26 protein-coding genes and 1 pseudogene are annotated in these 24,235 nt (G+C 76.5%); 14 read left to right on the top strand and 13 right to left on the bottom strand.

The window, feature by feature from the left end:
* Nucleotides 1-90: 90 nt before the first annotated feature.
* The gene (metF, locus tag ACI8AF_RS08820) at nt 91-981 is read left to right on the top strand and encodes a methylenetetrahydrofolate reductase [NAD(P)H] (protein ID WP_456539317.1); all 891 of its coding nucleotides are present in this window, start codon (nt 91-93) and stop codon (nt 979-981) included.
* Here the strand turns inward: metF and ACI8AF_RS08815 are convergent.
* Nucleotides 965-1,579, bottom strand: coding sequence for a hypothetical protein (locus ACI8AF_RS08815; RefSeq protein ID WP_456539316.1), 615 nt, complete (start codon nt 1,577-1,579; stop codon nt 965-967). The genes metF and ACI8AF_RS08815 overlap by 17 nt on opposite strands.
* Before the next feature lie 9 nt (nt 1,580-1,588).
* Between ACI8AF_RS08815 and ACI8AF_RS08810 the strand changes: the two are divergent.
* From ACI8AF_RS08810 to ACI8AF_RS08785, 6 genes and pseudogenes are all read left to right on the top strand, one after another.
* A pseudogene (locus ACI8AF_RS08810) lies at nt 1,589-1,879 on the top strand (DUF222 domain-containing protein); the annotation flags it as partial.
* A gap of 86 nt (nt 1,880-1,965) precedes the next feature.
* A complete protein-coding gene (locus tag ACI8AF_RS08805; RefSeq protein ID WP_456539315.1) occupies nt 1,966-2,226 on the top strand; it encodes an HNH endonuclease signature motif containing protein in 261 nt (86 codons plus the stop codon).
* A gap of 47 nt (nt 2,227-2,273) precedes the next feature.
* Complete coding sequence (locus ACI8AF_RS08800; RefSeq protein WP_456539314.1) at nt 2,274-3,383, top strand: sigma-E factor regulatory protein RseB domain-containing protein; 1,110 nt, start codon at nt 2,274-2,276, stop codon at nt 3,381-3,383.
* Nucleotides 3,380-4,309, top strand: coding sequence for an ATP-binding cassette domain-containing protein (locus tag ACI8AF_RS08795; protein WP_456539313.1), 930 nt, complete (start codon nt 3,380-3,382; stop codon nt 4,307-4,309). Before ACI8AF_RS08800 ends, ACI8AF_RS08795 begins: the two co-directional genes overlap by 4 nt.
* A complete protein-coding gene (locus ACI8AF_RS08790) occupies nt 4,306-5,115 on the top strand; it encodes an ABC transporter permease (protein ID WP_456539312.1) in 810 nt (269 codons plus the stop codon). The genes ACI8AF_RS08795 and ACI8AF_RS08790 overlap by 4 nt, the downstream gene beginning before the upstream one ends.
* Nucleotides 5,116-5,129: 14 nt before the next feature.
* Nucleotides 5,130-5,708, top strand: a complete 579-nt coding sequence (locus tag ACI8AF_RS08785) for a GNAT family N-acetyltransferase (protein ID WP_456539311.1) — start codon at nt 5,130-5,132, stop codon at nt 5,706-5,708.
* On the opposite strand, the gene bla is transcribed toward ACI8AF_RS08785, so the two are convergent.
* The 3 genes from bla to ACI8AF_RS08770 all read right to left on the bottom strand — a co-directional run bounded on the left by bla (nt 5,701) and on the right by ACI8AF_RS08770 (nt 8,077).
* A complete protein-coding gene (gene bla / locus ACI8AF_RS08780) occupies nt 5,701-6,630 on the bottom strand; it encodes a class A beta-lactamase (RefSeq protein WP_456539310.1) in 930 nt (309 codons plus the stop codon). The two genes, ACI8AF_RS08785 and bla, sit on opposite strands and share 8 nt — an antisense overlap.
* Before the next feature lie 87 nt (nt 6,631-6,717).
* Entirely contained in the window at nt 6,718-7,356 is a 639-nt protein-coding gene (locus tag ACI8AF_RS08775) for a dihydrofolate reductase family protein (RefSeq protein WP_456539309.1), read from the bottom strand.
* Between the two features lie 52 nt (nt 7,357-7,408).
* Nucleotides 7,409-8,077, bottom strand: coding sequence for a hypothetical protein (locus ACI8AF_RS08770; RefSeq protein WP_456539308.1), 669 nt, complete (start codon nt 8,075-8,077; stop codon nt 7,409-7,411).
* A 129-nt stretch (nt 8,078-8,206) separates the two neighbouring features.
* On the opposite strand from ACI8AF_RS08770, the gene ACI8AF_RS08765 reads away from it, so the two are divergent.
* Nucleotides 8,207-8,380, top strand: coding sequence for a hypothetical protein (locus ACI8AF_RS08765; protein ID WP_456539307.1), 174 nt, complete (start codon nt 8,207-8,209; stop codon nt 8,378-8,380).
* On the top strand, nt 8,380-8,679 hold the full coding sequence (locus tag ACI8AF_RS08760; RefSeq protein WP_456539306.1) for a hypothetical protein: 300 nt from the start codon (nt 8,380-8,382) through the stop codon (nt 8,677-8,679). Before ACI8AF_RS08765 ends, ACI8AF_RS08760 begins: the two co-directional genes overlap by 1 nt.
* Here the strand turns inward: ACI8AF_RS08760 and ACI8AF_RS08755 are convergent.
* From ACI8AF_RS08755 to ACI8AF_RS08745, 3 genes are read right to left on the bottom strand one after another with little or no spacing between them, the layout of a single operon-like run.
* Nucleotides 8,646-9,746, bottom strand: a complete 1,101-nt coding sequence (locus ACI8AF_RS08755; RefSeq protein ID WP_456539305.1) for a class I SAM-dependent methyltransferase — start codon at nt 9,744-9,746, stop codon at nt 8,646-8,648. The genes ACI8AF_RS08760 and ACI8AF_RS08755 overlap by 34 nt on opposite strands.
* Before the next feature lie 36 nt (nt 9,747-9,782).
* Entirely contained in the window at nt 9,783-11,489 is a 1,707-nt protein-coding gene (locus tag ACI8AF_RS08750) for a LuxR C-terminal-related transcriptional regulator (protein ID WP_456539304.1), read from the bottom strand.
* A 44-nt stretch (nt 11,490-11,533) separates the two neighbouring features.
* The gene (locus tag ACI8AF_RS08745) at nt 11,534-12,340 is read right to left on the bottom strand and encodes a lipase family alpha/beta hydrolase (protein ID WP_456539303.1); all 807 of its coding nucleotides are present in this window, start codon (nt 12,338-12,340) and stop codon (nt 11,534-11,536) included.
* A 55-nt stretch (nt 12,341-12,395) separates the two neighbouring features.
* On the opposite strand from ACI8AF_RS08745, the gene ACI8AF_RS08740 reads away from it, so the two are divergent.
* A complete protein-coding gene (locus ACI8AF_RS08740; RefSeq protein ID WP_456539302.1) occupies nt 12,396-13,088 on the top strand; it encodes a CDP-alcohol phosphatidyltransferase family protein in 693 nt (230 codons plus the stop codon).
* A 57-nt stretch (nt 13,089-13,145) separates the two neighbouring features.
* Nucleotides 13,146-14,123 (top strand): carbohydrate kinase family protein, encoded by a 978-nt coding sequence (locus ACI8AF_RS08735; RefSeq protein ID WP_456539301.1) that lies wholly within the window; start codon nt 13,146-13,148, stop codon nt 14,121-14,123.
* Nucleotides 14,124-14,146: 23 nt separating this feature from the next.
* On the opposite strand, the gene ACI8AF_RS08730 is transcribed toward ACI8AF_RS08735, so the two are convergent.
* The 6 genes from ACI8AF_RS08730 to ACI8AF_RS08705 are packed head-to-tail and all read right to left on the bottom strand — an operon-like array spanning nt 14,147 to nt 19,379.
* The gene (locus ACI8AF_RS08730) at nt 14,147-14,794 is read right to left on the bottom strand and encodes a flavin reductase family protein (RefSeq protein ID WP_456539300.1); all 648 of its coding nucleotides are present in this window, start codon (nt 14,792-14,794) and stop codon (nt 14,147-14,149) included.
* A complete protein-coding gene (locus ACI8AF_RS08725; protein ID WP_456539299.1) occupies nt 14,791-15,927 on the bottom strand; it encodes a glycosyltransferase family 2 protein in 1,137 nt (378 codons plus the stop codon). Before ACI8AF_RS08725 ends, ACI8AF_RS08730 begins: the two co-directional genes overlap by 4 nt.
* Nucleotides 15,924-16,700 carry a carotenoid biosynthesis protein gene (locus ACI8AF_RS08720; RefSeq protein WP_456539298.1) on the bottom strand — a complete coding sequence of 259 codons (777 nt, stop codon included), beginning with the start codon at nt 16,698-16,700 and terminating at the stop codon, nt 15,924-15,926. Before ACI8AF_RS08720 ends, ACI8AF_RS08725 begins: the two co-directional genes overlap by 4 nt.
* The gene (locus ACI8AF_RS08715; RefSeq protein ID WP_456539297.1) at nt 16,697-18,274 is read right to left on the bottom strand and encodes a phytoene desaturase family protein; all 1,578 of its coding nucleotides are present in this window, start codon (nt 18,272-18,274) and stop codon (nt 16,697-16,699) included. Before ACI8AF_RS08715 ends, ACI8AF_RS08720 begins: the two co-directional genes overlap by 4 nt.
* Nucleotides 18,275-18,279: 5 nt before the next feature.
* Nucleotides 18,280-18,852 (bottom strand): GNAT family N-acetyltransferase, encoded by a 573-nt coding sequence (locus ACI8AF_RS08710; RefSeq protein WP_456539296.1) that lies wholly within the window; start codon nt 18,850-18,852, stop codon nt 18,280-18,282.
* The gene (locus tag ACI8AF_RS08705; RefSeq protein ID WP_456539295.1) at nt 18,849-19,379 is read right to left on the bottom strand and encodes a YbaK/EbsC family protein; all 531 of its coding nucleotides are present in this window, start codon (nt 19,377-19,379) and stop codon (nt 18,849-18,851) included. Before ACI8AF_RS08705 ends, ACI8AF_RS08710 begins: the two co-directional genes overlap by 4 nt.
* Before the next feature lie 298 nt (nt 19,380-19,677).
* Here ACI8AF_RS08705 and ACI8AF_RS08700 point away from each other — a divergent pair, with 298 nt between their 5' ends.
* Genes ACI8AF_RS08700 through ACI8AF_RS08690 form a run of 3 tightly spaced genes read left to right on the top strand, consistent with a single transcriptional unit; the run spans nt 19,678 to nt 24,229 of the window.
* On the top strand, nt 19,678-20,025 hold the full coding sequence (locus ACI8AF_RS08700; protein ID WP_456539294.1) for a DUF6504 family protein: 348 nt from the start codon (nt 19,678-19,680) through the stop codon (nt 20,023-20,025).
* Nucleotides 20,025-20,522: an SAV_6107 family HEPN domain-containing protein gene (locus ACI8AF_RS08695; protein ID WP_456539293.1), complete on the top strand. Its 498-nt coding sequence runs from the start codon at nt 20,025-20,027 to the stop codon at nt 20,520-20,522. The genes ACI8AF_RS08700 and ACI8AF_RS08695 overlap by 1 nt, the downstream gene beginning before the upstream one ends.
* A complete protein-coding gene (locus tag ACI8AF_RS08690; RefSeq protein ID WP_456539292.1) occupies nt 20,519-24,229 on the top strand; it encodes a DNA polymerase III subunit alpha in 3,711 nt (1,236 codons plus the stop codon). Before ACI8AF_RS08695 ends, ACI8AF_RS08690 begins: the two co-directional genes overlap by 4 nt.
* Nucleotides 24,230-24,235: the final 6 nt, after the last annotated feature.

The raw sequence follows: 24,235 nt of genomic DNA, 5'->3' as shown, positions 1-24,235 counted from the left end.
CTCTTCGGCGCGGCGGCCGCCTCCGGATGCACCGGGCAGCCGTGTTTCTCACACCGACTCCCCGGTTCCGGTTACGTACTCTCGTCCTCCGTGACCACGACCATCCGCGAGCTGCTCGCCCGAGGGCGCCCGACGTGGTCGTTCGAGTTCTTCCCGCCGAAGACGGCGGAGGCCGAGCGCCAGCTGTGGACGGCGCTGCGCGAGCTCGAGCGGCTCCAGCCGTCGTTCGTGTCGGTGACCTACGGCGCCGGCGGCACCACCCGCGAGGGCACCGTCGCCGTCACCGAGCGGATCGCGACCGAGACGACGATGACCCCGCTGGCCCACCTGACCGCGGTCGACCACAGCGTCGCCGAGCTGCGGCACGTGGTGAGCCGGCTGGCGGCCGCGGGCGTGCGGAACCTGCTCGCGCTGCGCGGCGACCCGCCCGGCGCCGACCCCCAGGCCGAGTGGACCGCGCACCCGGAGGGCTTCAGCTACGCCGCCGAGCTGGTCGAGCTGATCCGGTCGATGGGCGACTTCAGCGTGGGCGTGGCCGCCTTCCCCGAGCGGCACCCGCGGTCGCCGGACTTCGACACCGACGCCGACATGTTCGTGGCCAAGTGCCGCGCCGGCGCCGACTTCGCCATCACCCAGATGTTCTTCCGCGCCGAGGACTACCTGCGGCTGCGCGACCGGGTGGTCGCCCGGGGCTGCGACGTCCCGATCATCGCCGGCGTCATGCCGGTGACCAACGTCAAGATGATCAACCGGATCGTCCAGCTGTCGGGTCAGGCGTTCCCGGCGGACCTCGCGGAGCGGTTCGCCGCCCTGGACGGCGACCCGGCCGCGGTGCGTGCGTTCGGTGTGGACGTGGCGACGGACCTGGTGCGGACCCTGCTCGACGAGGGCGTGCCCGGCATCCACTTCATCACCATGAACCGCTCCACGGCGACGCGGGAGATCTACGCCAACCTGGCGGAGCTCACCCCGGCGCCGTGACGGTCAGCGCCTCGCGGGCCAGCCGCGCGGCGCGCCGCAGCCCCTCCCGCTCCGCCGCGTAACCGCCGAAGACGCCGACGACCGGCAGGTTGGACAGCGCCCGGTGGTGCAGCCGGCCCTTCGGCCGCGCGTCGAGCGACTCGTCGATGCGGCCGAGCATCCGGGAGAGCCGCCACACGGTGCGCACCGGCCCGCGCTTGGCGCCGAGGGCCTCCTCGCGGTAGGTGCCGCTCGCGTGGGTCATGAGCGGGCGGACCTGCTCGGCCGGCAGCTTGCGGTCGAGCAGCACCCGGGCGAGCAGCGCGACCCGTTCGGCCGGGTCGGTCACCTGGTGCTCGCCGGCCACGCCCAGGACGACGATCGACTGGACGGCGGTCCCGACGGTGTTCTGCAGGGGGAGCAGGTCGGCGAGCTTGCCGGCGAAGCGCGGCGCGGCCGACACCACCGCGGCGATCCGCGAGACCTGCTCGGCCCACCAGTCGTCGCGCTGCTCCAGGGGGAGGGCCGGTGGGCGGCCGAGCCGGCGCACCAGCGGGGTGGCCAGCCGGTCGACCCGGCGCAGCACGTCGACGATCACCGCATCGCTGATCGGAGCCATGGGGGAGCGGTGCCCCGTGTCGCCGGGAGTCACGCGTGGCGATCGCCACGAGCGCCGTTCGTGTGGCCCCCCACCCGGCCCCGGTCAAAGCGGCAGGCCGACGCCGCGGTGCAGCTGGCCGACCTCCACCTCGGCTGCGGCACCCTGCCGCTGCTGCGCACCGTCGAACCCCGCGTCGCGGTCACCGTCGACCTCGACGACCTGCTCGACCCCACGACCGGCCGGGGCGCCGCCCGCACCGGCTTCGGCGCGGTCCTCTCCGCCGCCCGCGCCCGGTGGGCGGCCTGCGACGCCGACCTCACCCGGATCGTGCTCGGCCCCCACGGGGAACCGCTCGACCTGGGCCGTCGGCCCCGCTGCAGGGGCCCGCGCCGAGCGGGCGAGGCGTGGGGGGCAGCGGGGTCCTTCCATTCGCCGGCTGCGACGCCCCGCACCACCGGTGCGAGGTCCACCACCTGCTCGCCTGGGCGCTCGGCGGCGAGACCAGCCTGGACAACTCCGGGCTGCTCTGCGAGCGGCACCACACCCAGGTCCACCACGGCTTCCGCATCGAGCGCGACGACGCGGGGCGGTGGCACGCCTACCGGCCCGACGGCACCGAGATCCACGCCATCCGGCCACCCGCCGAGCTCGCCCGCGCCGGCTGAGCGGTCCGCACAGGCCGGGCACAGGCATTCCTCGTACCGTTACCAGAGTGTTATCTCGGCGGCGCGGTGCCGCGGGGCGCTGGGCGCTCGTGCTCGCGCTGGTCGCCGTCCTCGCCGCGCTGCCGTCGGTCGTCGGGGCGCTGCCGGCCGAGGACGCCGACGTCTCCGCCGCCGACCTGCGCACCGCCGCCCTGGCCACCGCCGACCTCGGCTTCTCCGGCTACGCCGAGTCGGCCGGCGGGCTGGCCCTGCCGGTGAGCGACGAGCTACCGGCCCTGGCCGACCTGTTCAGCGACCGGACGACGATGCGCGTCTGGTGGCGCAGCGCCACCTCGCACCGCGTCGACGTCGTCACCCCGACCGGCGAGACGGGCGTGCACCGCGACGAGGGCGGCTCGTGGACGTGGGAGTACGAGGCCAACCGCGCCACCCGCTCGGGCGTGGCACCGCTCGAACTGCCCCAGCCGCCCGACCTGCTGCCGCCCACGCTGGCCCGCCGCCTCCTCTCCGAGGCCACCGACGAGGAGCTCAGCCGCACCGGCGCCGCCCGGGTCGCCGGCCGCGACGCCCTCGGCCTGCGCCTGGTGCCTGCTGACGAGGCGTCGTCGGTGGCGCGGATCGACCTGTGGGTCGACGCGGCCACCGGCCTGCCGCTGCAGGTGCAGCTGTACTCCGAGGACGCGACCAACCCGGCGCTGGACACCCGCTTCCTCGACCTGGAGCTGCGCCGGCCGTCGGCGGAGGTGGTCGCCTTCACCCCGCCCGGCGGCGCGTACTTCGGCCGCGACTACGAGGAGGACGTCCTGACCCTCGCCGACCAGCGGCTGCGCACGGTCGCGCTGCCCGGCACGCTGGCCGGGCTGCCGCGCCGCACGGTCGCCGGCGCACCGGAGGCCATCGGGCTGTACGGCCGCGGCGTCACGCTGCTCGCCGTCGTCCCGGTGCCCTTCCGGCTCGCGCAGGACCTGCGCCGCGTCGCCGACACCACCCCGTCCGCGGTGTCCGACGAGCTCGGCGTCCGGCTGGCCGCCGGGCCGGTGGGCATCATGCTCGTCGGCTCGCCGGGGCAGCAGTCCTACGTGCTCACCGGCACGGTCACCCTCGAGGCGCTCGAGGCCGCGGCGCGCGAGCTCCCCGAGCTGCGGAGCCGCCCGTGAGCGCCGTGATCGTCACCCGCGGTCTGGTCAAGCGGTACGGCCGGCTGCACGCGGTGGACGGGATCGACCTCGACGTCCGCGAGGGCGACGTCTACGGCTTCCTCGGCGCCAACGGCTCGGGCAAGACGACGACGGTGCGGATGCTGCTCGGCCTCGTGCTGCCGACCAGCGGCGAGGTGGAGCTGCTCGGCGCGCGGATGCCGCGGGCCGGCCGGCGGGTGCTGCCGCGGGTGGGCGCGCTGATCGAGGGCCCCGCCCACTACGGGCACCTGTCCGGGCGGGAGAACCTGTCGCTGCTCGACGCCTCGGGGCCCGGCGGCCGCCGGCGCACCCGGCGCGCCCGGATCGACGAGGTGCTCGAGCAGGTGGGCCTGGCCGGGGTGGGACGGCGCCCGGTCAAGGCGTACTCGCTGGGCATGCGGCAGCGGCTGGGGCTGGCCGGCGCGCTGCTGCGCCGTCCGGAGCTGCTGGTGCTCGACGAGCCGACCAACGGGCTGGACCCGCAGGGCATCGCCGAGATCCGGTCGCTGCTGCTCGACCTGCACCGCGGCGGGACGACGATCTTCCTCTCCAGCCACCTGCTCGCCGAGGTCGAGCAGATGGCCACCCGGGTCGGTGTGCTCGACCGCGGCCGGCTGGTGCTCCAGGAGCAGCTGGCCGTGCTCACCGCGCCGACCGGCGCCACGGTCGTGGAGAGCCCGGCACCCGAGCACGTGCGGGCCGCGCTGGACGGCCGGGTCACCGCGGTCGACGGCCGGCGGGTGGTGGTGAAGGGCGACGACCCGGCGGAGGTGAACGCGCTCCTGGTGCAGGCCGGCGTGCCGGTGACCGGCCTGACCTTGCAGCGCCCGACGCTCGAGGAGGTGGTGCTGGCCGCGGCCGGCACGAGCACCGACCGGGTGGAGCGGCGGGGGTCCCTCCGGTGATCGCCGTCGAGCTGCGCAAGCTGTTCCGCCGGCCCCGCACGTGGGCGACGATCGCCGTCCTCAACGCGCTGCCGATCGCCGTGGCGCTGCTGCTGGTCCTGACCGACCTCGCGCCGCGGCCGGGGGAGGGGCCGCCGTTCCTGTCCGCCGTCCTGGCCAACGGGCAGCTGTTCACCCTCGCCGCGCTGGCCATCGTGCTGCCGCTGTTCCTGCCCATCGCGGTGGCGGTGGTCGCCGGCGACTCGATCGCCGGCGAGGCCCAGGCGGGCACCCTGCGCTACCTGCTGGCCCGGCCCGCGGGCCGCACCCGGCTGCTGGTCGCCAAGCTCGTCGCCGTCCTGGCGTTCGTGCTGGTCACCGTGGTGGTCGTGGCCGCCGTCGGCTACCTGCTCGGCAGCACGCTCTTCGACGCGCAGCCGACCGGCGGGACGTCGGTGTCGGGGACCTCGCTGAGCTCCGAGGAGCTGACCCTGCGCACGCTGATGGCGATCGGCTACGTGGCGGTGTCGATGCTCGGCGTGGCCGCGTTCGCGCTGTTCTTCTCCACGTTCACCGACTCGCCGCTGGGCGCGACGATGGGCGCCCTCGCCGTCCTGGTCGCCTCGTCGCTGCTGTTCACCCTCGACGCCGCCTCGCCGATCGCGCCGTACCTGCCCACGCGCTACTGGCTGTCGTTCGTCGACTTCTTCCGCGACCCGGTCCTGTGGCGGGAGATCGTCCGCGGCCTGGCGCTGCAGGGCGTGTACGTGGGCGTGCTGCTGGCCGGGGCGTGGGCGAACTTCGCCACCAAGGACGTCACCAGCTGACTAGCGTGCACCGGGTGGGGATCGAGATCGCGCCGGCGACGAGCGCGCGGTTCGACGACGTCGCGACGATGCTCGGGCCGAAGAACCCGGCCTCCAACGTCTGCTGGTGCCTCAGCCACCGCCTCGACTCGAAGACCAACCGGGAGCTCGTCGGGCCGGCCCGCCGCGAGTACGTCCGCGAGCTGACCGGCCGCCCGGTCGCGCCCGGGGTGCTCGCCTACGACGGGGACGAGGTCGTCGGCTGGGCCGCGGTCGCGCCGCGCGCCGAGCTGCCCTTCCAGCGCTCCACCAAGATCCCGCACGTCGACGACCTGCCCGTGTGGTCCCTCTGGTGCATCCGCGTGCGCCCGGGCCACCGCGGCAAGGGCATCGCGCACGCGCTCGTCCGCGGGGCGGTCGACTACGCCGCCTCCCAGGGCGCCCCGGCGGTCGAGGGGTACCCGGCCGACAACGGGGACCGGAAGGTCGACACGACCATGGCCTTCGTCGGCACCCGCAGCCTGTTCGAGAAGGCCGGGTTCACCAAGGCCGCCGACACCGACGCCGTGGCGGGCGGGTTCCCGCGGGTCCTGATGCGCCGCGCCCTCAGCTGAGCGCACCGGCCACGACGCGGGCGGCCGCTGCGACGAGGGCGTCGTCGTGCTCGGCGTCCTGGGCGTCGCGGCTCGACATGACGGCGAGCACGATCGGGGCGCGGCCGGGCGGGGTGAGCACGGCGACGTCGTTGCGGGTGCCGTAGGCGCCGTTGCCGGTCTTGTCGCCGACCTCCCAGTCGGCCGGGACGCCGGCCCGGATCAGCGCGTCCCCGGTGGTGTTCCGGTGGAGCCAGTCGAGCAGCAGCGCGCGGTCCGCCTCGTCGAGGACGTCGTCGTCGAGGGTGTACGCCTGCAGCGTCGTGGCCAGCGCGCGGGGGGTGGTGGTGTCCCGCTCGTCGCCGGGCACCGCGCTGTTGAGCTCCGGTTCGGTCCGCGCGACGTTCGTGACGTCGTCGCCGGCGCGCTCCAGGGCCGTGTCGAGCCCGGCCGGGCCGCCGAGCTCGCGCAGGACCAGGTTGAGCGCGGTGTTGTCGCTGTACCGGACGGCGGCGTCGCAGAGCTCGGCGAAGGTCATGCTGCCGCCGACCCGGGTGCTCGTCACCGGTGACCAGGCCGACGACACGTCGCTCTGCTGGATCGGCACGCCGCGCTGCAGGTCGGCCGGCGAGGTCTGCGCCAGCAGCGCGCCGCAGGCGAGGGCCTTGATGGTGCTGGCGTACGCGAAGCGCTCGTCGGCGCGGTGCGCGATCGTCGCGCCCGAGCCGGTGTCCAGCGCGAAGACGCCGAGGCGGGCGTCGAACTGCTCCTCGAGCGCCGCGAGCTCACCCGCCACGTCCGGCGGCGGGGTGGTGCCCGGCGCCTCGCCGGTCGCGACGGCGCCGGTGCCGGGCGCCGCCCGGTCGGCGTCCGCGGTCGACGAGCAGGCCGCGGTGGCGAGGAGGGCCAGGCACACCAGCGCGCGACGGCCGAACCGGCGCATGCCCGACCTCCCGTCCCTCCGCACCGGGTGCCCACGAGACCGCAGGACCCGCCGCGAGGGCAAGTCCGACAGGCCGTGCCGGTCCGGTCAGGGCCGGACGAGCCGGACGTGCGTGGCGGCTTCGGTCGCCACGTGCTCGGCGACGACGAGGTCGGTGGCGACGCCGTCGCCGAGCAGCCGCTCGCCGGTGCCGAGCAGCAGCGGGGCCACGGCCACGTGCAGCTCGTCGACCAGGCCGGCGCGCAGGTACTCGCGGACCGTGGCCGCCCCGCCGGCGAGGCGGACGTCCTGGCCGCCGGCCGCCGCGAACGCCTGCTCCAGGGCCGACCCGATGCCGTCGGTCACGAAGGAGAACGTCGTCCCGCCGGCCATCTCGACCGGGTCGCGCGCGTGGTGGGTGAGCACGAACACCGGGTGGTGGTACGGCGGCTCCGGCCCCCACCAGCCCGCCCAGTCGCTGTCCCCCCACGGCCCGCGGACGGGGCCGAACATGTTGCGGCCCATGATCGTCGCGCCGATGCCCTCGTCGCCGCGGCGGGCGAAGTCGTCGTCCGGGCCGGTGGTGCCGCCCTCGGCGCCCTGCATCCGGTGGAACGTCGCGGTGGCGACGAGCCAGGCGTGCAGGTCCTCCCCGCCGACGCCGAGCGGGTGGTCCAGGCCCTGGTCCGGGCCGGCCGCGTACCCGTCGAGGGACACGGACAGGCAGTGCACGCGCAGCTTGGGCACGGAGGCCTCCTCGGGTCGGCGTCGAGGGGCAGACCGGGCCGGCCTGCCGAAGTCATCGGCGGGCCGCCTCCGCCGGACTCGTCGACATCGCCACCGCGCGCCCTCCGCGCCGCAGCACCCGCACGGCGAACCCGGGTGCCAGGAGCGACTCGGGACGGCGGACGAGGGCCTGGACCTCCCTCAGGCGCAGCACGACCGCGTCGTCGTGGTGGGCGGCACGCGTCGCCCTGGTCAGGTACCTGTTGAGCGCGTCCGTCCCCGGCGGCTCGGCCCCCCGGGTGTCGGGGAAGACGAAGTCGCCCCCCGACCGCGATCGACCACGGCGCGGCGACGGCCCTGCCCGCCGCGGCGAGGACCGGCGGGCGAAGGCGCGGTCGACGTCCCCCGACCGGTCGAGACACCGGCGCAGCCGCTCCACGTGCCGCCGCTGGTCGTCCACGAAACGGTGGGTGGCCGGCTCTCCCAGTGGCTCCGAGGACGCCATGACGTCGGCGATGACGAGGGAGGGCAGGCTGCGCGCGTAGGCGAGGCGTGCCGCCTCCTCCACGGGAGGCGACTCGTCGCCGAAGCCGGCGAGGAGCACGATCCAGCGCCCGTCCTCGACCGGCAGCGGCATCCCCAGCCGCCGCGCCACGGGGGTGTCGACGACCGCCGCCGCCTTCCCGTCCCGCTCCGGCGCACCGGACCGGCGGTACGTGCGCGAGACGTAGCGGGTGTCCACCCGGACCACCGTCGTGCGGTGGGGGGAAGCCGAGGTCCGCCAGCCAGGCCACGCTGTGCGCCGACCGCCCGGTCGCGTCCACGACGAGGTCCGCCGAGAGGGTGCCGCCGTCCGCCAGCCGGACCCCCCGTGACCCTGGTGCCGGGCTCGTCGACCGTCAGCCCGATGACCGCCTCGCCGTCCCGGACGACGGCCCCCGGCAGCTGCTCGACGTGCGCGCGCACGAGCCGCTCCAGCAGCGGCCGGGACATCGAGGGGCTGCGCAGCGCAGAGACCGGACGGCGCAGCACCCCGCCCGCCTGATGCCACGAGAAGTCGGCGCACAGGTCGAGGTCGACCGCGCCGGCGTCGCGCAGCTCGGCGCCGACGCCGGCGAACCACGCCTCCAGGAGCCGGGCGCCCTCGGCCGGCAGGAGGTGCGGCTGCCGCCCCTGCGGAACCCGGGGACGGGCCTCGGCCGCAGCGGGCAGACGGTCGCGGTCGACCACCACGACCCGGTCGAGGCGTTCCGCGGCCACGCGGGCGGCGCACAGCCCCGCCACGCTCGCGCCGATCACCACCGCCGTGCTCATCGCGCGTCCGCCCGCTTCCGGGCGACGTAGAGCACGTCGACCGGGTCGTCGGGCAGCTCGTGCACGACGACGTCGACGAACCCCGCCTCCGCCAGCATCCGGCGGGCCACCTGCTCGCCCCACACCGCACCGAGCCCGGCGCCGCCCTCGGCGAGGGAGACGGTCAGGCAGTGCAGCGTGCTCACGCCGTACAACCAGGGCGCCAGCGGGTTGCCGAGGTTGCCCTCGAGGTCGCTGGCCGCCTTGATGTCGACCATCGCGAACACCCCGCCCGGTTCGAGGGCGTCGTGCACCCGGGCCAGCACGCCGGCGGGATCGGCCTGGTCGTGCACGGCGTCGAAGGCGAACACCCCGGCGAACGGCGGCTCGACCGGCAGCCGGGTCGCGTCGCGGACCTCGAAGGCGGCGTTGGCCAGCCCCCACCCGGCGGCCTCGGCGCGGGCGCGCTCGACGGCGTCGGCGGCGATGTCGTAGCCGGTGAACTGCGACCGCGGGTACGCCCGCGCCAGCACGTTCACCGCGTGCCCGGTGCCGCACCCGACGTCCGCCGCCCGCGCGCCGGCCGCGAGGCGACGGGGCAGGTCTCCGGTGAGCGGCAGGATCCCGTCGAGCAGGACGCCGTCGAACAGGCCCCGCGAGGCCTCGTCCATCACGTCGGTGAGCTCCGGGCGGAACCGGGCGTACGGCACGCCGCCGCCGGTGCGGAAGGCCTCGGCGACCTCACCCACGTGCCGGCCGAGCAGCGCCGTGATGCGGCTCAGCGACGCCATGTTCTGCGCTCCCGGGCCGGTCAGGCAGGCCGCGCGGGCCGGCGGCAGCGAGTAGGTGCGCGTCGCGGGGGAGTACTCGACGATGCCCGCCGTCGCCAGCCCGCCGAGGCACTCGCGGACGTAGCGCTCGACCAGCCCCGCCCGCTCGGCCACCTCCTCGCTGGTGCCCGCCCCGGCGGCGACGGCCTCCAGCAACCCGGTGCGGAAGCCGACGTCCACCAGCAGCGTCACCACGCTCTCGGTGAACGTGCCCAGCAGCCGTTCCGCGAAGACCTCGACCGCAGCGGTGTCCGGCCCCGCGCCGGTCGTCCGCGTGTCCGCAGCCATCTCGCCCCTCCTCCGTCGTCGGTCGACGGGGCGACGCTAGGAACGCGGCGGGGTGCCCGGCATCGGGCGGACGGTCCATCCCGCGCCGGCGCCGGATGGGTCGTTCGTCCCGACGAGGGAGTGGGCGTGGGCCCACGCCGAGGCCGCGGTCCGGGTGGTGACGGCCAGCTTGGTGAAGATGTTGGACAGGTGCCGCGCGACGGTCTTGCGGCTGATGACCAGCGCGTCGGCAATCTGGGCGTTGGTCCGGCCCTCCGCGACGAGGACGAGGACCTCGGCCTCCCGGGACGTCAGGCCCCCGGGCTGCGCGGGGATCCCGCGCAGCTCGGCGACCGCGGTGGCGTCGGGCGCCGCGCCCAGCCGGTCGAAGACCTCGGCCGCGGCGGCCAGCTCGAGCTCGGCGCCGTCGGCGTCGCCGAGGGCGCGGTAGGCCGCCGCCAGCTGGACGCGGACGCGGGCGCAGTCGTGCACCGCCTCCAGCTCTCGCCAGCCGGCGCACGCCGCGGCCAGCAGGGGGAGGGCCTCGTGCGGCCGCCCGGTCGCCAGCAGCAGCGCCCCGCGCCACTGCCGGGCGGCCGCGGAGAACAGCGGGCTGGCGTACCGGCGGGCGACCTCCTCCACCTCGGTCACCGCCTCCTCCGCGGCGGTGGTGTCCCCGGCGGCCAGGGCGATCTCCGCCTGCGCCACCCGCAGGCGGGCACGGACCAGCGGGTTCGCCGTCTGCGCGAGCAGCGCCGCCCGGATCGACGCGCCGGCGGCGTCGGTCCGGCCCCGGCGCAGGCGGAGGAGGGCCAGTCCCGGCTGCGGGGTCCGGCCCAGCTCGTGCGCGCGGCGGTAGGACTCCTCGGCGTCGGCCCAGCGGCCGCGGAGCCGGGCCAGCTCGCCCAGCTGGTAGTGCGCCTCGGCGGCGGTGAGGCAGGCGATGTCGGCCAGGTCCGCGCAGGCCCGGGCCGCCTCGGCCTCGCTCTGCGCCCACGCCCCGGCGGACTGCAGCACCTGCGACCGGTGCACCCGGCAGATGCCGGTGAACAGCACCGCCGCGGGCAGCGTCTCCAGCCAGGCGGCGGTCGCCCGCACCCAGGACCACGCCCGGCGCAGGTCGCCCAGCTCGTACGTCGCCGACATCAGGTGGCAGTAGATGTTGCCGGCGAACTCGGGCAGCACCTCACCGGCGAGGACGTAGCTCATGGCCTGGTCGAAGCACGCCAGCCCGGAGGGCACCGCGCCGCGGCGGACCAGCACCCGCCCCTCGCCGAGCAGGCCCGCCGCCACCAGCGTCGGCTCGGCGAACCGGCGTCCGCGCTCGACGACCCGCCGCGCCGCGGCCAGCACCGGCTCCTGGTCGGGCTGGTCGAGCGCACCCTCCACCTCGAGCAGGTAGGCGAGGTAGCCCTGCTCGGCGCACTCGGGCTCTCCGGCGAGCAGCGCCGCGGCCCGCTGCAGCCAGCCCGACCCGGGGACCTCGTCGGCACGCATGACCAGGTTGACCGCCACCCCGATCGCGGCCATCGCCGCCGCCCGCGGGCGCTCCTCGCGCACCGCCGCCCGGAAGGCCTCCTCCCCGACGGCGATCGACTCGTCGACCCGGCCCAGCCACCAGGCGCAGTCGGCGAGCGCGGCGAGGTCGTCGGCGGTCAGCCCGCCCTCGGCCCGGGCGGCGCCGAACGCCGCGTGCGCCTGGTCCCAGCGCTGCTGCGCGTGCGCGGTGCGGGCGGCTGCCAGCAGGGGTCCGGGGTCGCTCACGGCTGGCCTCCCCACGGTCCGGGGGCGGCCCAGCCTAGCGGCGGTCAGCCCCCGAGGCGGCTGCAGTCGTCGGCGGTCAGCGGGACCGGGTCGCCGGGCGCGAGCACGGCCTCGACCATCGCCATCACCAGCGGCGTCCGGGGCAGCCCGCCGTGCCCGACCCGCGCGTCGGCGCACACCGACTGCACGGTCAGGTTCAGCGCGCCGTCCAGCCGGGCGGAGTCGGGCGGCGTCACCGTCTCGTCCTGCGTCGTCCAGATCGAGACCCAGCTCGGGCCGGCGGGGGTCTCGTCGCCGGCGTTGAGCCGGGCGAGCAGGTCGCTGCCCGGCGCCAGCTGCCGGCACCCCTCGGGGCACTGCTCCGGCGCCACCTGCCCGGCGAGGTCGGCCAGCGCCGTGCCGTGGTGCGGCGAACCCAGCGTCACCACCCGCCGCACGACGTCCGCACCGCCGTCGGCCACCCAGAGCCGGGCGACGACGCCGCCGGCCGAGTAGCCGACGACGTCGACGCTGTCGGCGCCGGTGCGCTCGAGCGCCTGCTCGGCGGCCGCCGCCAGCGCGTCGGCCGACCCGGCGAGGTCACCGGTGCCGTTGCCGGGCAGCGGGACGACGACGGCGTCCCGCCCGGCGGCGGTCAGCCGCCCGGCCAGCTCCTGCAGCGAGGCGGTCGAGCCGCCGTACCCGGGGACCAGCAGCACCGGCCCCACCTCGTCCTGCGAGACCGCCTCCGACGAGCGCCCGGGGTCGCCGGGCTCGAGCAGGACGACGGCGAGGGCGACGAGCGCCGCGGCGACCACGGCCAGCAGCCCCAGGACGACGCGTCGGCGGGCGGGGGAGAGGCCGGCGAGCACGCTCCCACTGTCCCCGCTCTCGCCGGACTCTTCACGGGCTGGTGGACTGCCGCCTGTGCTGAGCCGCGAGGAGTACCTGACCGCGTGGGCGCGGTGGCACGGCGGGACCGATCCCACCGCCAGCGCGCTGGTCCGCGGCTGGCTGTCGACGGCGTACGCGCTGGCCCGCCCGCTGGCAGGGGTGCCGCCCCTGCTCGCGACCGCGCTGGGGCTGCTGGTCGCGGTCGGGGGCGCGGCGCTCGCCGTCCCCGGCGGCGGCTGGCTGGTGGCCGCCGGTCTGCTCGTCGGGCTGTCCGGGCTGCTCGACAGCCTGGACGGCGCGCTGGCCATCGCGACCGGCCGCGCGTCGCGGCGCGGGTTCGTCCTCGACTCCGCCGTCGACCGGCTGACCGAGGCCGCCTACGCCGCCGGTCTCTGGGCGGCCGGCGCCCCCGGCTGGCTGGCCGCGGCCTTCGGGGCGGTGTGCTGGCTGCCCGACTACCTGCGCGCCCGCGCCGGGCAGGCCGGGGTGACCGAGACGGGCGCGATCTCGGTGTTCGAGCGCCCCACGCGGGTGGCGCTGACCGGGTTCACGCTGGGCGGCGCCGGGATCCTGGCGCTGGCCGGCGCCGGTCCGCACGCCGGCACCGTGGTCACGGTGGGGACGGCGGTCGGCGTCCTGCTGGGCGCGGTGGCCGTGGGCCAGCTGGGGCTGTCGCTGCGCCGGGCGCTGGGGGACCGACCGGCGCACCGGGACCCCGGGCCGTAGGCTGTTCTGCGTTCCGCGCCGTCCTCCTGCGCCGGTCAACCCCGAGGAGCCCCTCCCGTGCCCGTCGTAGTCACCGGCTCGATCGCCACCGACCACCTGATGACCTTCCCGGGCAGCTTCAGCGAGCAGTTCGTCGAGGGCCAGATGGAGAACGTGTCGCTCTCGTTCCTCGTCGACGACCTCGTGCAGCACCGCGGCGGGGCCGGCGCGAACATGGCGTACGGCATGGGGCTGCTGGGGCTCAACCCCGTGCTCGTGGGCGCCGTCGGCAGCGACTTCGCCGACTACGAGGCCTGGCTGTCCCGGCACGGCGTCGACACCAAGAGCGTGCACTGGTCGGAGATGAAGCACACCGCGCGCTTCGTCTGCACGACCGACGTCAAGAACAACCAGATCGCCTCCTTCTACTCGGGGGCCATGTCCGAGGCCGCCGACATCGAGCTGGCGCCGGTCGCGCACCGGGTCGGCGCGCCGGACATCGTCGTCGTCGGCCCGAACGACCCGCGCGCGATGGTGCGGCACACCGAGGAGTGCCGGGAGCGCGGCTACGCGTTCGCGGCCGACCCCAGCCAGCAGCTCGCCTGGGCCGACGGCGCGATGATCCGCTCGCTCGTCGAGGGCGCCGAGCTGCTCTTCACCAACGAGTACGAGTCCGCGCTGCTGCTGCAGAAGACCGGCTGGACGCTCGAGGAGGTCCTCGACCGCGTCGGCAGCTGGGTCACCACCCGCGCCGCCCAGGGCGTGCTGGTCCGCCGCGCGGGCGAGGAGCCCATCGCGGTGGCGGCCGTGCCCGAGACCAAGCCGGTGGAGCCCACCGGCGGCGGCGACGCGCTGCGCGCGGGCTTCATCGCCGGGCGCACCTGGGGCCTGTCGGCCGAGCGGTCGGCCCAGCTCGGCTCGGCCATCGCCACCGAGGCCGTCGAGGTCATCGGCACGCAGGAGTACGCGCTCGACCGGCGGGCCTTCCTCGCCCGGTTCGCCGAGGCGTTCGGCTCCGACGCCGCCGACGAGGTCGCCGTCCACCTCCCCGCCTGACGCGGCGCCGGTCGGGAGCACCCTCAGCCGCCGCGGAGGCGCTCGCCGATGCCCGGGTCCTCCGACCAGTCGCGGTAGGGGATCCGCGGGATCTCCAGGACCTCGCCCAGCGTCGTCCACTCGTTGCCGCCCAGGCGGGCCACCGGGTCGAGGTGCTCGATCCGCGGCCGGCCGTCGCGGACCGCCGACTCGTAGGCCGTCACCGCGACGACGCGCCCGAGGACCACCCAGCAGTCGCCCAGCTTGATCGTGGAGTGCAGCGTGCACTCGATGCTCACCGGCGAGTCGGCCACCCGCGGGGCGGCCACCCGGTCGCTCGGCTCGAGCCGGACACCGGTGTGCTCGGCCTCGCTCTGGTCCGGCGGGAAGTCCGTCGCCGTCGCGTTGACCTGCTCGAACAGCGACCGCGGCGTGAGGCTGATGGTGAACTCGCCGGTCGCCTCCGCGTTGTTCAGCGAGTCCTTCCGGCCCACCGAGGTGAACTGCACGATCGGCGGCTTGACGCACGAGACCGTGTAGAAGGAGTGCGGCGCGAGATTCTCCACCCCGTCGGCCGAGCGGGTGCACACCCAGGCGATCGGCCGGGGGACGACGACGGAGTTCAGGATCCGGTAGAAGTCGCGCCCCCTCATCTCGGCGGGGTCGAACAGGACGCGAGCGGGCGAGGTCACCGCCCCATCGTCGTCAGCCCGGGTGCGGCCGGCGTGGGCAGGGTGCGCCCGCGCCAGCTCAGCGTCCCCTTCCGGTGGCCGGCCACCGACCGGGCCATGAGCACGTCGAGCAGCAGCAGGGACAGCGGGTGGGCCAGGGAGTCGGGCCACACCCGGCCGCCGGTGCGGGCGGCGACCACGGCCCGGCCGGCCACGCCCGCGGCGTAGCCCACGAGCCCGGCGCGCGAGCCGCGCAGCGCGGCCAGCGCCGGGACGACGCCGACGGCGGTCAGCGCGGCGGCCGCGGCCGCGCTCGCCGCGGGAGAGCCGCCGACCGTCGCCCACAGCGACTTGGCGTAGCCCTCGCCCAGCTGCGCCCACCCCTCGTACATGCGGCAGGCGGCCAGCCGCGAGCCGTCGACCGGCACGCCCCGCCCGCCGGCCCGCTTGACCGCCCGCAGCAGCGCGATGTCCTCGAGCACCTCGCCGGCCACCGCGGCGTGCCCGCCGGCCGCCCGGTAGGCGCGTCCGCGCACCACCAGGAACTGCCCGTTGGCGGCGGCCAGCGACGGTCGCGGCGACCGCTCGGCCAGCCGCAGCGGCAGCGTGGTGGCCCACAGCCAGGGCGACAGCGGCTGCACCAGCCGCTCGGCCGCGGTGCCGGCCAGCGGCCGCGGCCACGGCGAGACCAGGTCGAGGTCGTGCTCGTCGAGCACCGCCACGGCGGCGGCGACCGCGTCGGGCCACAGCCGCACGTCGGCGTCGAGGAACACCAGGACGTCGTCGACCCCGGCGGTGGCCGCGCCGACGGCGCAGGCGTGCGGCTTGCCGAGCCACCCGGGCGGCGGCTCGCCGGCCGCGACCAGCCGCACCCGCGGGTCGCCGACCGCCCGGACCGCCGCGGCGGTGCCGTCGGTGGAGCCGTCGTCGACGACCACCACCCGGAGGTCGGGCACGCCCCGCTGGTCGAGCACCCCGCCCAGGCAGGCGGCCACCTGCCGCTCCTCGTCGCGCACCGGCAGGACGACGGTCACCGGCCGCGCCACCCGGGGCGGCGCCGCCGGCGGGCGGCGGAGCAGGGCGGTGTTGACGGCGGCGTGCAGCGCCCCGGCCACCGAGGCACCGGCCAGCAGCCGGACGACGGCGCCGCTCACGCGCGGCGCCGCTGCACGGCGAGCGCCACCAGGACCGGGACGGCGAGCGCCGCACCCCACGCCGCCGAGCCCGGCAGCCCGAGCCAGCCGGCGTGCGCCAGCGCGCCGCCGAGGGTCATCCAGCCGAGGGCGAGCAGGGGCGCGGCGTCCCCGATCCGCGGTGGGGTGGCGGTGCGGCGCACGAGCGCGTCGAGCAGGGCCATGAGCACCAGACCGGCGAGCAGCCAGCCACCCAGGTTGGTCAGCGGCACGGTGTCGATGCCCGGCAGCCCGGGGGAGGGGTGCGCCCACGTCCAGTAGCCGGCCTGCACCATCTGCGGGTCCAGGACGACGTCCCAGGCGGCGAAGACGCCCGCCGCGACTGGGACGCGGACCGCCGGCCGGCGCGCCAGGCGGGCCGCCAGCACCCAGCTCGGCCAGGCCATCATCAGCCAGGCCAGCGGCACCAGGAACGGCACGCCGAGCAGCCGCGGTCCGAGCACGTCGCCGTAGGTGTAGCTGCCGTAGGGGAAGCCGGTGGCCAGCCCGACGGCCTCGAAGACCAGCGACGTGACGACGACGAGCGCCGCGACGCCCAGCCCCGTGCGCCACCCGCGCGAGATCCCGGCGTGGGCCACCGACACCGCCGAGCCGAGCAGCACGATCGCCCAGCTCACCGCGTCGCGGGCGCCGCCGTCGGTGAGCGGGTAGGCGATCGCCGTGAGCACCAGCAGGCCGGCCAGGGCGAGCGGCAGGTGCCGCGCGGCCACCCCGGGCGCGGTCGCCGTCGTCACCGGCGCCACCGCGCCAGGCGGCGCCGGCGCCGGTCGGCCAGCACCAGGCGGGCGGCGGTGCGCCCGGAGTTGCCGGAGACCCCGCCACCGGGGTGGGTGGACGCCCCGGCCAGGTACAGGCCGGCCAGCCCGGGCACCCGGTAGCCGGCCAGCGCCGGCGTGGGCCGGAGGGCGAACATGCTGGCCAGACCCATCTCGACGTGCATGACGTTGCCACGCACCAGGCCCAGCTCCTGTTCCAGCCGCAGCGGCGTCTGCACGTAGCGGTCGAGCACCGAGGCGGCGAAACCCGGCGCGAACCGGTCGACGGCGGCGATGAGGCGGTCGGCCTCGGCGTCGGCGAGCGCCGTCCAGTCGCCGCCGTCCGCCAGGTCGTACGGGTACCACTGGCCCCAGAGCGTGACCACGTGCCGCCCGGGCGGGGCCAGCGTCGGGTCGCTCGCGGAGAAGGACATGGCCAGCGGCACGGGCACGCGCGGCAGCCGGCCGGCCCGCCAGTCGCCGTGCGCGGCGGCGAGCTCGGCGCGGTCGGTGCACAGCAGCTGCAGCCCGGCCAGCGCTCCGGGCCCGGCGCCGGGGTAGGACGGCGGGGCGTCGGTGAGGCAGCGGACGACGAGGCCGAAGCCGTTGCCCAGCGGCGGGTCGGCGTCGGCCAGCGCCGGGGGAGCCGCGTCGCCGGCCAGCGCGCGGGTGGCCAGGACGTGGCACGCGGCGACGACGGTGCCGGCCGCGATCCGCCGTCCGGACGCCGTCTCCACCCCGGTGACCCGGCCGTCGGTGACCAGCAGGCGGGTGGCCGCGTCGCCGAGCGACACCCGGCCGCCGTCGGCCTCCAGCCGGCGCCGCAGCGCCTGCGTCAGCCCCCCGGACCCGCCCACCGGGTGCCCGGGCGGGACGTCGTGCAGCAGCGCGACCCAGCCGACCATGGCCGCCGTCCCCGGCTCCGACACCGCCGGGCCGGACTGCGCGCCGAACCACGCCAGCGCGGCCTTGAGCCGCTCGCTGGTGAACCACCGGTCGAGCAGCGCGTCGCCGGAGCCCAGGAAGTCGACGGCCAGATCACCGCCGGGCGTGCGGGGTCGGCCGCCCCGGGGCGCCCCGAGCGGCCAGAAGGCGCGGAGCAGGTTGCCCGCCGCCGGGCGGCGGCCGAAGGAGGCGACGACCGCCCGGCTGCGCGGGCCCCAGACCTCGACGAAGCGCCGGTAGGCCGCGGCGTCGTCCGGACCGCAGGCGGCCGCGATCGAGGCGCAGGTGGCGTCGAGGTCCCGGGAGAAGACCAGCGGCGGGTCCCCGGGGGCGAAGCCCCACGGGTCGCAGTCGACGTACTCCAGGCCGTGGGCGGCGAGGTCGAGCTCCTCGACGATCCCGCTGTGCCGGACGATCACGTGGGCGCTGGAGCCGCGGTCCACCCGCACGCCGGGCCAGCGCTCGACGGTCGAGACGGCGCCGCCGAGGACGTCGTCGCGCTCGACGACCTCCACCGACAGGCCGGCGCGGGCGAGGTAGCAGGCGGCGACCAGGCCGTTGTGGCCCGAGCCGACGACGACGGCGTCGACGGTGGAGGTCTGCGGCACGCCGGTCAGGTCGCGGCGGGGCGCAGCGGCAGGCGGGCGCCGAGGATCGCGAACGGGCGGGAGTCGCCGGGGAAGTGGTGGCCCCGGGCGAGGTCGACGAAGCCGTCGGCGTGGTACAGCCGGAAGGCCTTGGTGTCGGCGTCCGGGGTCGACAGCAGCGCCGCCGGGTAGGACAGGTCGGCCAGCAGCGCGTGCAGCAGCTGCCGGCCCAGGCCGCGGCTCTGGTGGTCGGGGTGCACGTGCAGCTCGCAGACCTCGAACGCGCCGGGCAGCCAGCGCTTCGCCGTCCGCCGGTCCAGCGCCGCGCGCACCTGGTCGTGCCACCACTGCCCAGGGGCGACCAGGTAGCCGTAGCCGAAGCCGACCAGCTCCTCGCCGTCCGGCGTCTCGGCGAAGGCGCCCACCGCGCGGAATCCCGCGCGCTCGGTGTGCTGCATGGCGTAGCCGTAGCGCCCGGCCACGACCGAGGGGTCGTAGCCCATCGCCAGGCCGTAGATGGCCAGCGCCTCGTGCATGTGGTCGCGGATCCACCGCACGGGCAGCTCGGTGACCCGCACGGCGGGCCGGGTGCCGGTCACGGTGCCTCCACCGCCTCCTCGACGTCGGGGCCGGTGCCCGGCTCGAGGGCGCCACCGACCTCGGCGGCGGTGCCCGCGGTGAGCCGGAGCAGCTCGTCGTAGCTGGTGGGGAAGACCGCCGTCGGGTGCCCGGCCGAGGCCCACACCTGGTCGTAGCGGGCGAGCTCGACGTCGACCAGCGTGCCGATCGGGTCGGGGTGGCCGATCGGGGCCACGCCGCCGATCGGCTGGCCGGTGTGCCGGCGGACGAAGTCGGGCGAGGCCCGCCGCACGTTCGGGACGCCGAGCAGGCCGGCCACCTGGACCTCGTCGACGCGGTGGCCGCCGCTGGTGAGGACCAGCAGCGGCGCCCCGTCGACGTCGAACACGAGGCTGCTGGCGATGGCGCCGACCGGCACCCCCAGCTGCGCGGCGGCCTCGGCGGCGGTGCGGGCGCTGCCCGGCAGCTCGCGCACCCGGCCGGAGGCGCCGGAGGCGGCCAGCAGCTCGGCCATCTCGGCGACCCGTGGGTGCGCGGGACGGGTCATGGGGGAATCCTGCCACCGGCCCCGGAACCCGCGCGCCCCGATCCGCCCCCGGGTCCTGCTCCCAGGTCCCCGCCGACCGCGGAAACCGTCGGTGGTGGCTGCTTCCATCGGGGTCGAGAGGGGCGGCGCGCCGGGAGGCGCTCGACTTGACGGGCCCGTGCCCGTCCGGTGTACTTCCTGGTGTTCGAACAGATGTTCGATCACCAGGTGGGTCCGAGCGCAGCCGGCATCCGCCGCTCTCGGGTCCTTCCCCGCCCGGGCGGTGGACCGGCGGCGACGCAGAGCAGGGGAGTGTGCGATGAGCCGGGTGCTCGGCGGGGCCGGGGTCGGGGATCGGACCCGGCTCGGCGAGGAGGTGCAGGTCGAGCGCGGCCCGCTCGGCCCGGCGCAGTTCTGGCGCGGGCAGTCGCGCTACGTCGTGGGCGAGCTGCTCGACTCCTGGGTGGAGACCGCCCCGTGGTGGCGGCAGCACGCCGCCTCCTCCGGGTCCTCTTCCGGCGCCTCGGCCGAGCTGGTCGCCTCCCGCGAGGTGTGGCGGGTCGAGGCGGTGCGGGCCGGCCGGTCGCGGATGAGCTTCGCCGGCGTCTACGACCTGTCCTGGGACGCCGCCGGCAACCGCTGGTGGCTCGTGCGGGTGCACGACTGATGGGCGCCGCGCGAGCCATGTCGTTCGAGTCCGCCGACCAGCTGCCCCTGCCACCGCCCCTGCCCCCGGCGGCCGCAGGGCTGCTCGACCAGGCGCGCCGCGCCCTGGCCGAGGCCGCGGCGTGCACCGACGACCCCCGCCGTCGGTACGCCACCGCGCACCTGGGCGCGCTGCGCGGCGCCGCCGCCGTGCTCGCCGCCCGCACCCGCCCGGAGGCCGGCCGCCGCCGGCCACGCAGCGCCTGGGTGCTGCTCGGCCAGGTCGCGCCCGAGCTGGGGGAGTGGGCCACCTTCTTCGCCGCCGGCGCCGCCAAGCGGGCCGCGGCCGAGGCCGGGCTCTCCCGGGCGGTCACCGAGCGCGAGGCCGCCGACCTGGTCCGCGACGTCGGCGCCTTCCTCACCGTGGTCGAGCACACCCTCGGCACCCTCGTCCCCGAGCCGGTCCGGCCGGCCGCCCCCCGTCCCCGGGTGGTCGGCGGGTCCGGCTCGAGGAAGTGAACGCCGACCCCTTCGTCCACCTCCACGTCGCCTCGGGCTACTCGATGCGGTACGGCGCGAACCATCCCGCCGACCTCGTCGCCCGGGCCGCCGAGCACGGCATGGGCGCGCTCGCGCTCACCGACCGCGACGGCCTCTACGGCGCGGTGAAGTTCGCGCTCGCCTGCCGGTCGGCCGGCGTGCGGCCGATCTTCGGGGTGGACCTCGCGATGGCGCCGGCCGTCGACTCCGCCGTCCCGCGGCCCCTGGCCCGGCCGCTGGGGGAGGCGTCGCGGCTGAGCGGGCCGTCGCCCGCCCGCCGGGTGCCCGCGCGCGGCGGGTCCAGCGTCGACCCGCGGCTGCCGCGGGTCACCTTCCTCGCCCGCGACGGCGAGGGGTGGCGCTCGCTGTGCCGGCTGACCAGCGCCACCCACCTGCGCGGCACCCGGGGCGAGCCGGTGAGCTCGCTGGCGGTCGCCGCCGAGCACGCCCCGGGCCTGGTCGCGCTGCTCGGGCCGCAGTCGCCGGTGGGGCGGGCGCTGGCCGAGGGCCGGGCCGACGAGGCCGCCGCCGTCCTGGCCGCCTGGCGCGCGGTGTTCGGGCCCGGGCGGCTGGCGGTCGAGCTGGTCCACCACCGCGGCCGCGGCGACCGGGCGCGGGCGCAGGCGATGCTGCGGTTCGCCGCCGAGCAGCAGGTGCCGGTGGTGCTCAGCAACGCCGTCCGCTACGTCGACGCCCTCGACGCGCCCACCGCCGACGTCCTCGACGCCGCCCGGCGGCTCGTGCCGCTGGACCTGCGGCACGTCGACCGGCGCACCGCCGAGGGCTACCTGAAGTCGGGCAAGGAGATGGCCGAGGTCGCCGAGGACCTCGTCGGTCCCGACCGCGACGCCGCGCTGCGGCTGCTCGAGGGCACCGCGCGGCTGGCCGAGCAGTGCGCCGTCGACGTCCGCGACGACCTCGGCATCGGCACCGTGCGCTATCCCGAGCTCGACGTCGTCACCACCGCCGCCGAGCGGGGGATGGGCCCCTCGCAGGTGCTGCGCGCGCGGTGCGAGGCCGGCCTGGGCCGCCGCGGGATGGCGCTGACCGAGCGGGTCCGCGTGCGGCTGGAGGAGGAGCTGGCGGTCATCGACTCCCTCGGCTACCCCTCCTACTTCCTCACCGTCGCCGACGTGGTCGACCTCATCAAGAGCTCGAGGGTCCGCGCGGCCGCCCGCGGCTCCGGCGCCGGCAGCCTGGTCACCTACCTGCTCGGCATCTCCGACGTCGACCCGATCCGCTACGGCCTGCTGATGGAGCGCTTCATCTCCCCGCTGCGCCACCAGCTGCCCGACATCGACATCGACGTGGAGTCGGCCCGGCGGATGGAGGTCTACGACGCGGTGATCGACCGCTTCGGCGCCCACCGGGTCAGCTGCATCTCGATGATGGACACCTACCGGGTGCGGCACGCCGTCCGCGACGTCGGCGCCGCGCTGGGCATGCCGATCGCCGAGGTCGACGCGATCGCCAAGGCGTTCCCGCACATCCGGGCCAACCAGGTGCACGCCGCGCTGCGCGACCTGCCCGAGCTGCGGGCCAGCCGGATGGGGTCGAAGCGCGGCGGCGGGACCGGCGACCTCGACCTGATGTTCGACCTGGTCGCCCGGCTCGACGGCCTGCCCCGGCACATCGCCCTGCACCCGTGCGGCGTGCTGCTCTCCGACGCCACGCTGCTCGACCGCACGCCGGTGGAGAACAGCTTCCTCGGCTACCCGATGAGCCAGTTCGACAAGGACGACGTCGAGGAGCTCGGGCTGCTCAAGCTCGACCTGCTGGGCATCCGCATGCAGTCGGCGATCGCGCACGCCCTCGACGAGATCGAGCGGGTCGACGGCGAGACCGTGGACATCGACGCCATCCCCCGCGACGACCCGACGACGTTCGAGCTGATCCGCAGCACCCGGACGCTCGGCATGTTCCAGATCGAGTCGCCGGGGCAGCGGGAGCTGGTCGGCAAGTTCGGGCCGCAGACCTTCGAGGACATCGTCATCGACATCTCGCTGTTCCGGCCCGGGCCGGTGAAGAGCGACATGGTGACGCCGTTCCTCATGGCCCGGAACGGCTGGCGGGAGACCGAGTACCCGCACCCCGACCTGGAGTTCTGCCTCGAGGAGACCGCCGGGGTGGTGGTCTTCCACGAGCAGGTGCTGCAGATCGTCTCCCGGATGACCGGCGTGACCCTGGCCGAGGCCGACGAGGTGCGCCGGGCGCTGGGGGAGAAGGACGCCCACCCGGAGGTGCGCGCCTGGTTCATGCCCGCCGTGCTCGACGCCGGCTACCCGGTCGAGGTCGCCGAGCGGGTGTGGGAGGTGCTGGCCGCCTTCGGCTCGTTCGGCTTCTGCAAGGCGCACGCCGCGGCGTTCGCCCTGCCCACCTACCAGTCGGCGTGGCTCAAGACGCACCACCCGGCGGCCTTCCTCGCCGGGGTGCTCACCCACGACCCGGGCATGTACCCGAAGCGGCTCATCCTCGACGACGCCCGCAACTTCGGCATCCGCGTGCTGGGCCTCGACGTCAACGCCTCCGCCGACACCTACCGGGTGGAACGGCTGGACCCCGACCCTGAGGACGAGGGTGAGCCCCGGCCGCTGCCGGAGTGGATGCCGGTGTCGATGCCCGACCCGTCCCGCTACGGCATCCGGCTGGCGCTGGCCGACGTCAAGGGCATCTCCGACGAGGAGGTCGGGCGGATCGTCGACGGCCAGCCGTACCGGTCGCTGGCCGACTTCTGGCAGCGGGCCGCGGTGTCCCGGCCGGTGGTGGAGCGGCTGGTGCTGGCCGGCGGGTTCGACTCCCTCTACGGCTTCGGGCTGCGCGACCGCGAGGCCGGCCGGCCCACCCGGCGCCGTCGGCAGGTCAACCGGCGCGACCTGCTGCTGCAGATCGGCGAGCTGGACCGGTGGACCCGCAGCGGCGCCCGGGCCACGGCCCGCGGGCAGCTCAGCCTCGACCTCATGGGGCTGGAGCTGCCGGAGGAGGAGGCCACCCCCGACTGGGCCGACAGCAGCGGGCTGCCCGAGTTCACCGACGCCGAGCTGGTGCGCGCCGAGCTCGAGGTGCTGGGCCTGGACGCCAGCCGGCACGTGGTCGACTTCTACCGGCGCTTCCTGGCCGAGCTGGGCGCCGTCCCGGCGAGCGAGGTGCTCACCTGCCGCAGCGAGTCCGAGGTGCTGGTCGCCGGCGTCAAGGTGGCCACCCAGACGCCGCCGATCCGCTCCGGGCGGCGGGTGGTCTTCGTGACCCTCGACGACGGCACCGGCTGCACCGACTCCACCTTCTTCGAGGACGTGCAGGGCCCCTACGCCGCGACGGTGTTCCACTCGTGGCTGCTGGTCATCCGCGGCGTGGTCCGCCGCACCGGACCGCGCGGGGTGTCGCTGCGGGCTACCGGGGCGTGGGAGCTGCCGGCGCTGCACGAGGCCTGGGAGGCCGGCGGGCTGGCGGCGGTCGCCGAGCAGATGGCCGCTCCCGGCCGGTACACCGAGCAGGCCATCGCCGGGGCCGCGGCGTCCCACGGGTCGCGGCCGGTCATGGTGCGCCCGGTGCTGGTGCACCCCACCGGCTTCCGCATGTCGCCCTACGCCGACATCAAGCCGGCCGGCGAGGACACCAAGCTCGCCGCCCGCCGCGCCGCCGCACCGCGCAAGCTCTGGCACTCCAGCCCCGGCAGCTCGGGCCACTGAGCGTCA

It is taken from the genome of Blastococcus sp. SYSU D00669 (assembly GCF_054050715.1).
This window is presented reverse-complemented; position numbering and strand designations above follow the sequence as displayed.

What these genes read in the sequence shown, in the direction of transcription:
- ACI8AF_RS08705 (WP_456539295.1), bottom strand. Translation starts at nt 19,379, where the DNA reads ATGACCCGTCCCGCGCACCCACGGGTCGCCGAGATGGCCGAGCTGCTG.
- ACI8AF_RS08815 (WP_456539316.1), bottom strand. Translation starts at nt 1,579, where the DNA reads ATGGCTCCGATCAGCGATGCGGTGATCGTCGACGTGCTGCGCCGGGTC.
- ACI8AF_RS08755 (WP_456539305.1), bottom strand. Translation starts at nt 9,746, where the DNA reads ATGGCTGCGGACACGCGGACGACCGGCGCGGGGCCGGACACCGCTGCG.
- ACI8AF_RS08760 (WP_456539306.1), top strand. Translation starts at nt 8,380, where the DNA reads ATGCCACGAGAAGTCGGCGCACAGGTCGAGGTCGACCGCGCCGGCGTC.
- ACI8AF_RS08700 (WP_456539294.1), top strand. Translation starts at nt 19,678, where the DNA reads ATGAGCCGGGTGCTCGGCGGGGCCGGGGTCGGGGATCGGACCCGGCTC.
- bla (WP_456539310.1), bottom strand. Translation starts at nt 6,630, where the DNA reads ATGCGCCGGTTCGGCCGTCGCGCGCTGGTGTGCCTGGCCCTCCTCGCC.
- ACI8AF_RS08695 (WP_456539293.1), top strand. Translation starts at nt 20,025, where the DNA reads ATGGGCGCCGCGCGAGCCATGTCGTTCGAGTCCGCCGACCAGCTGCCC.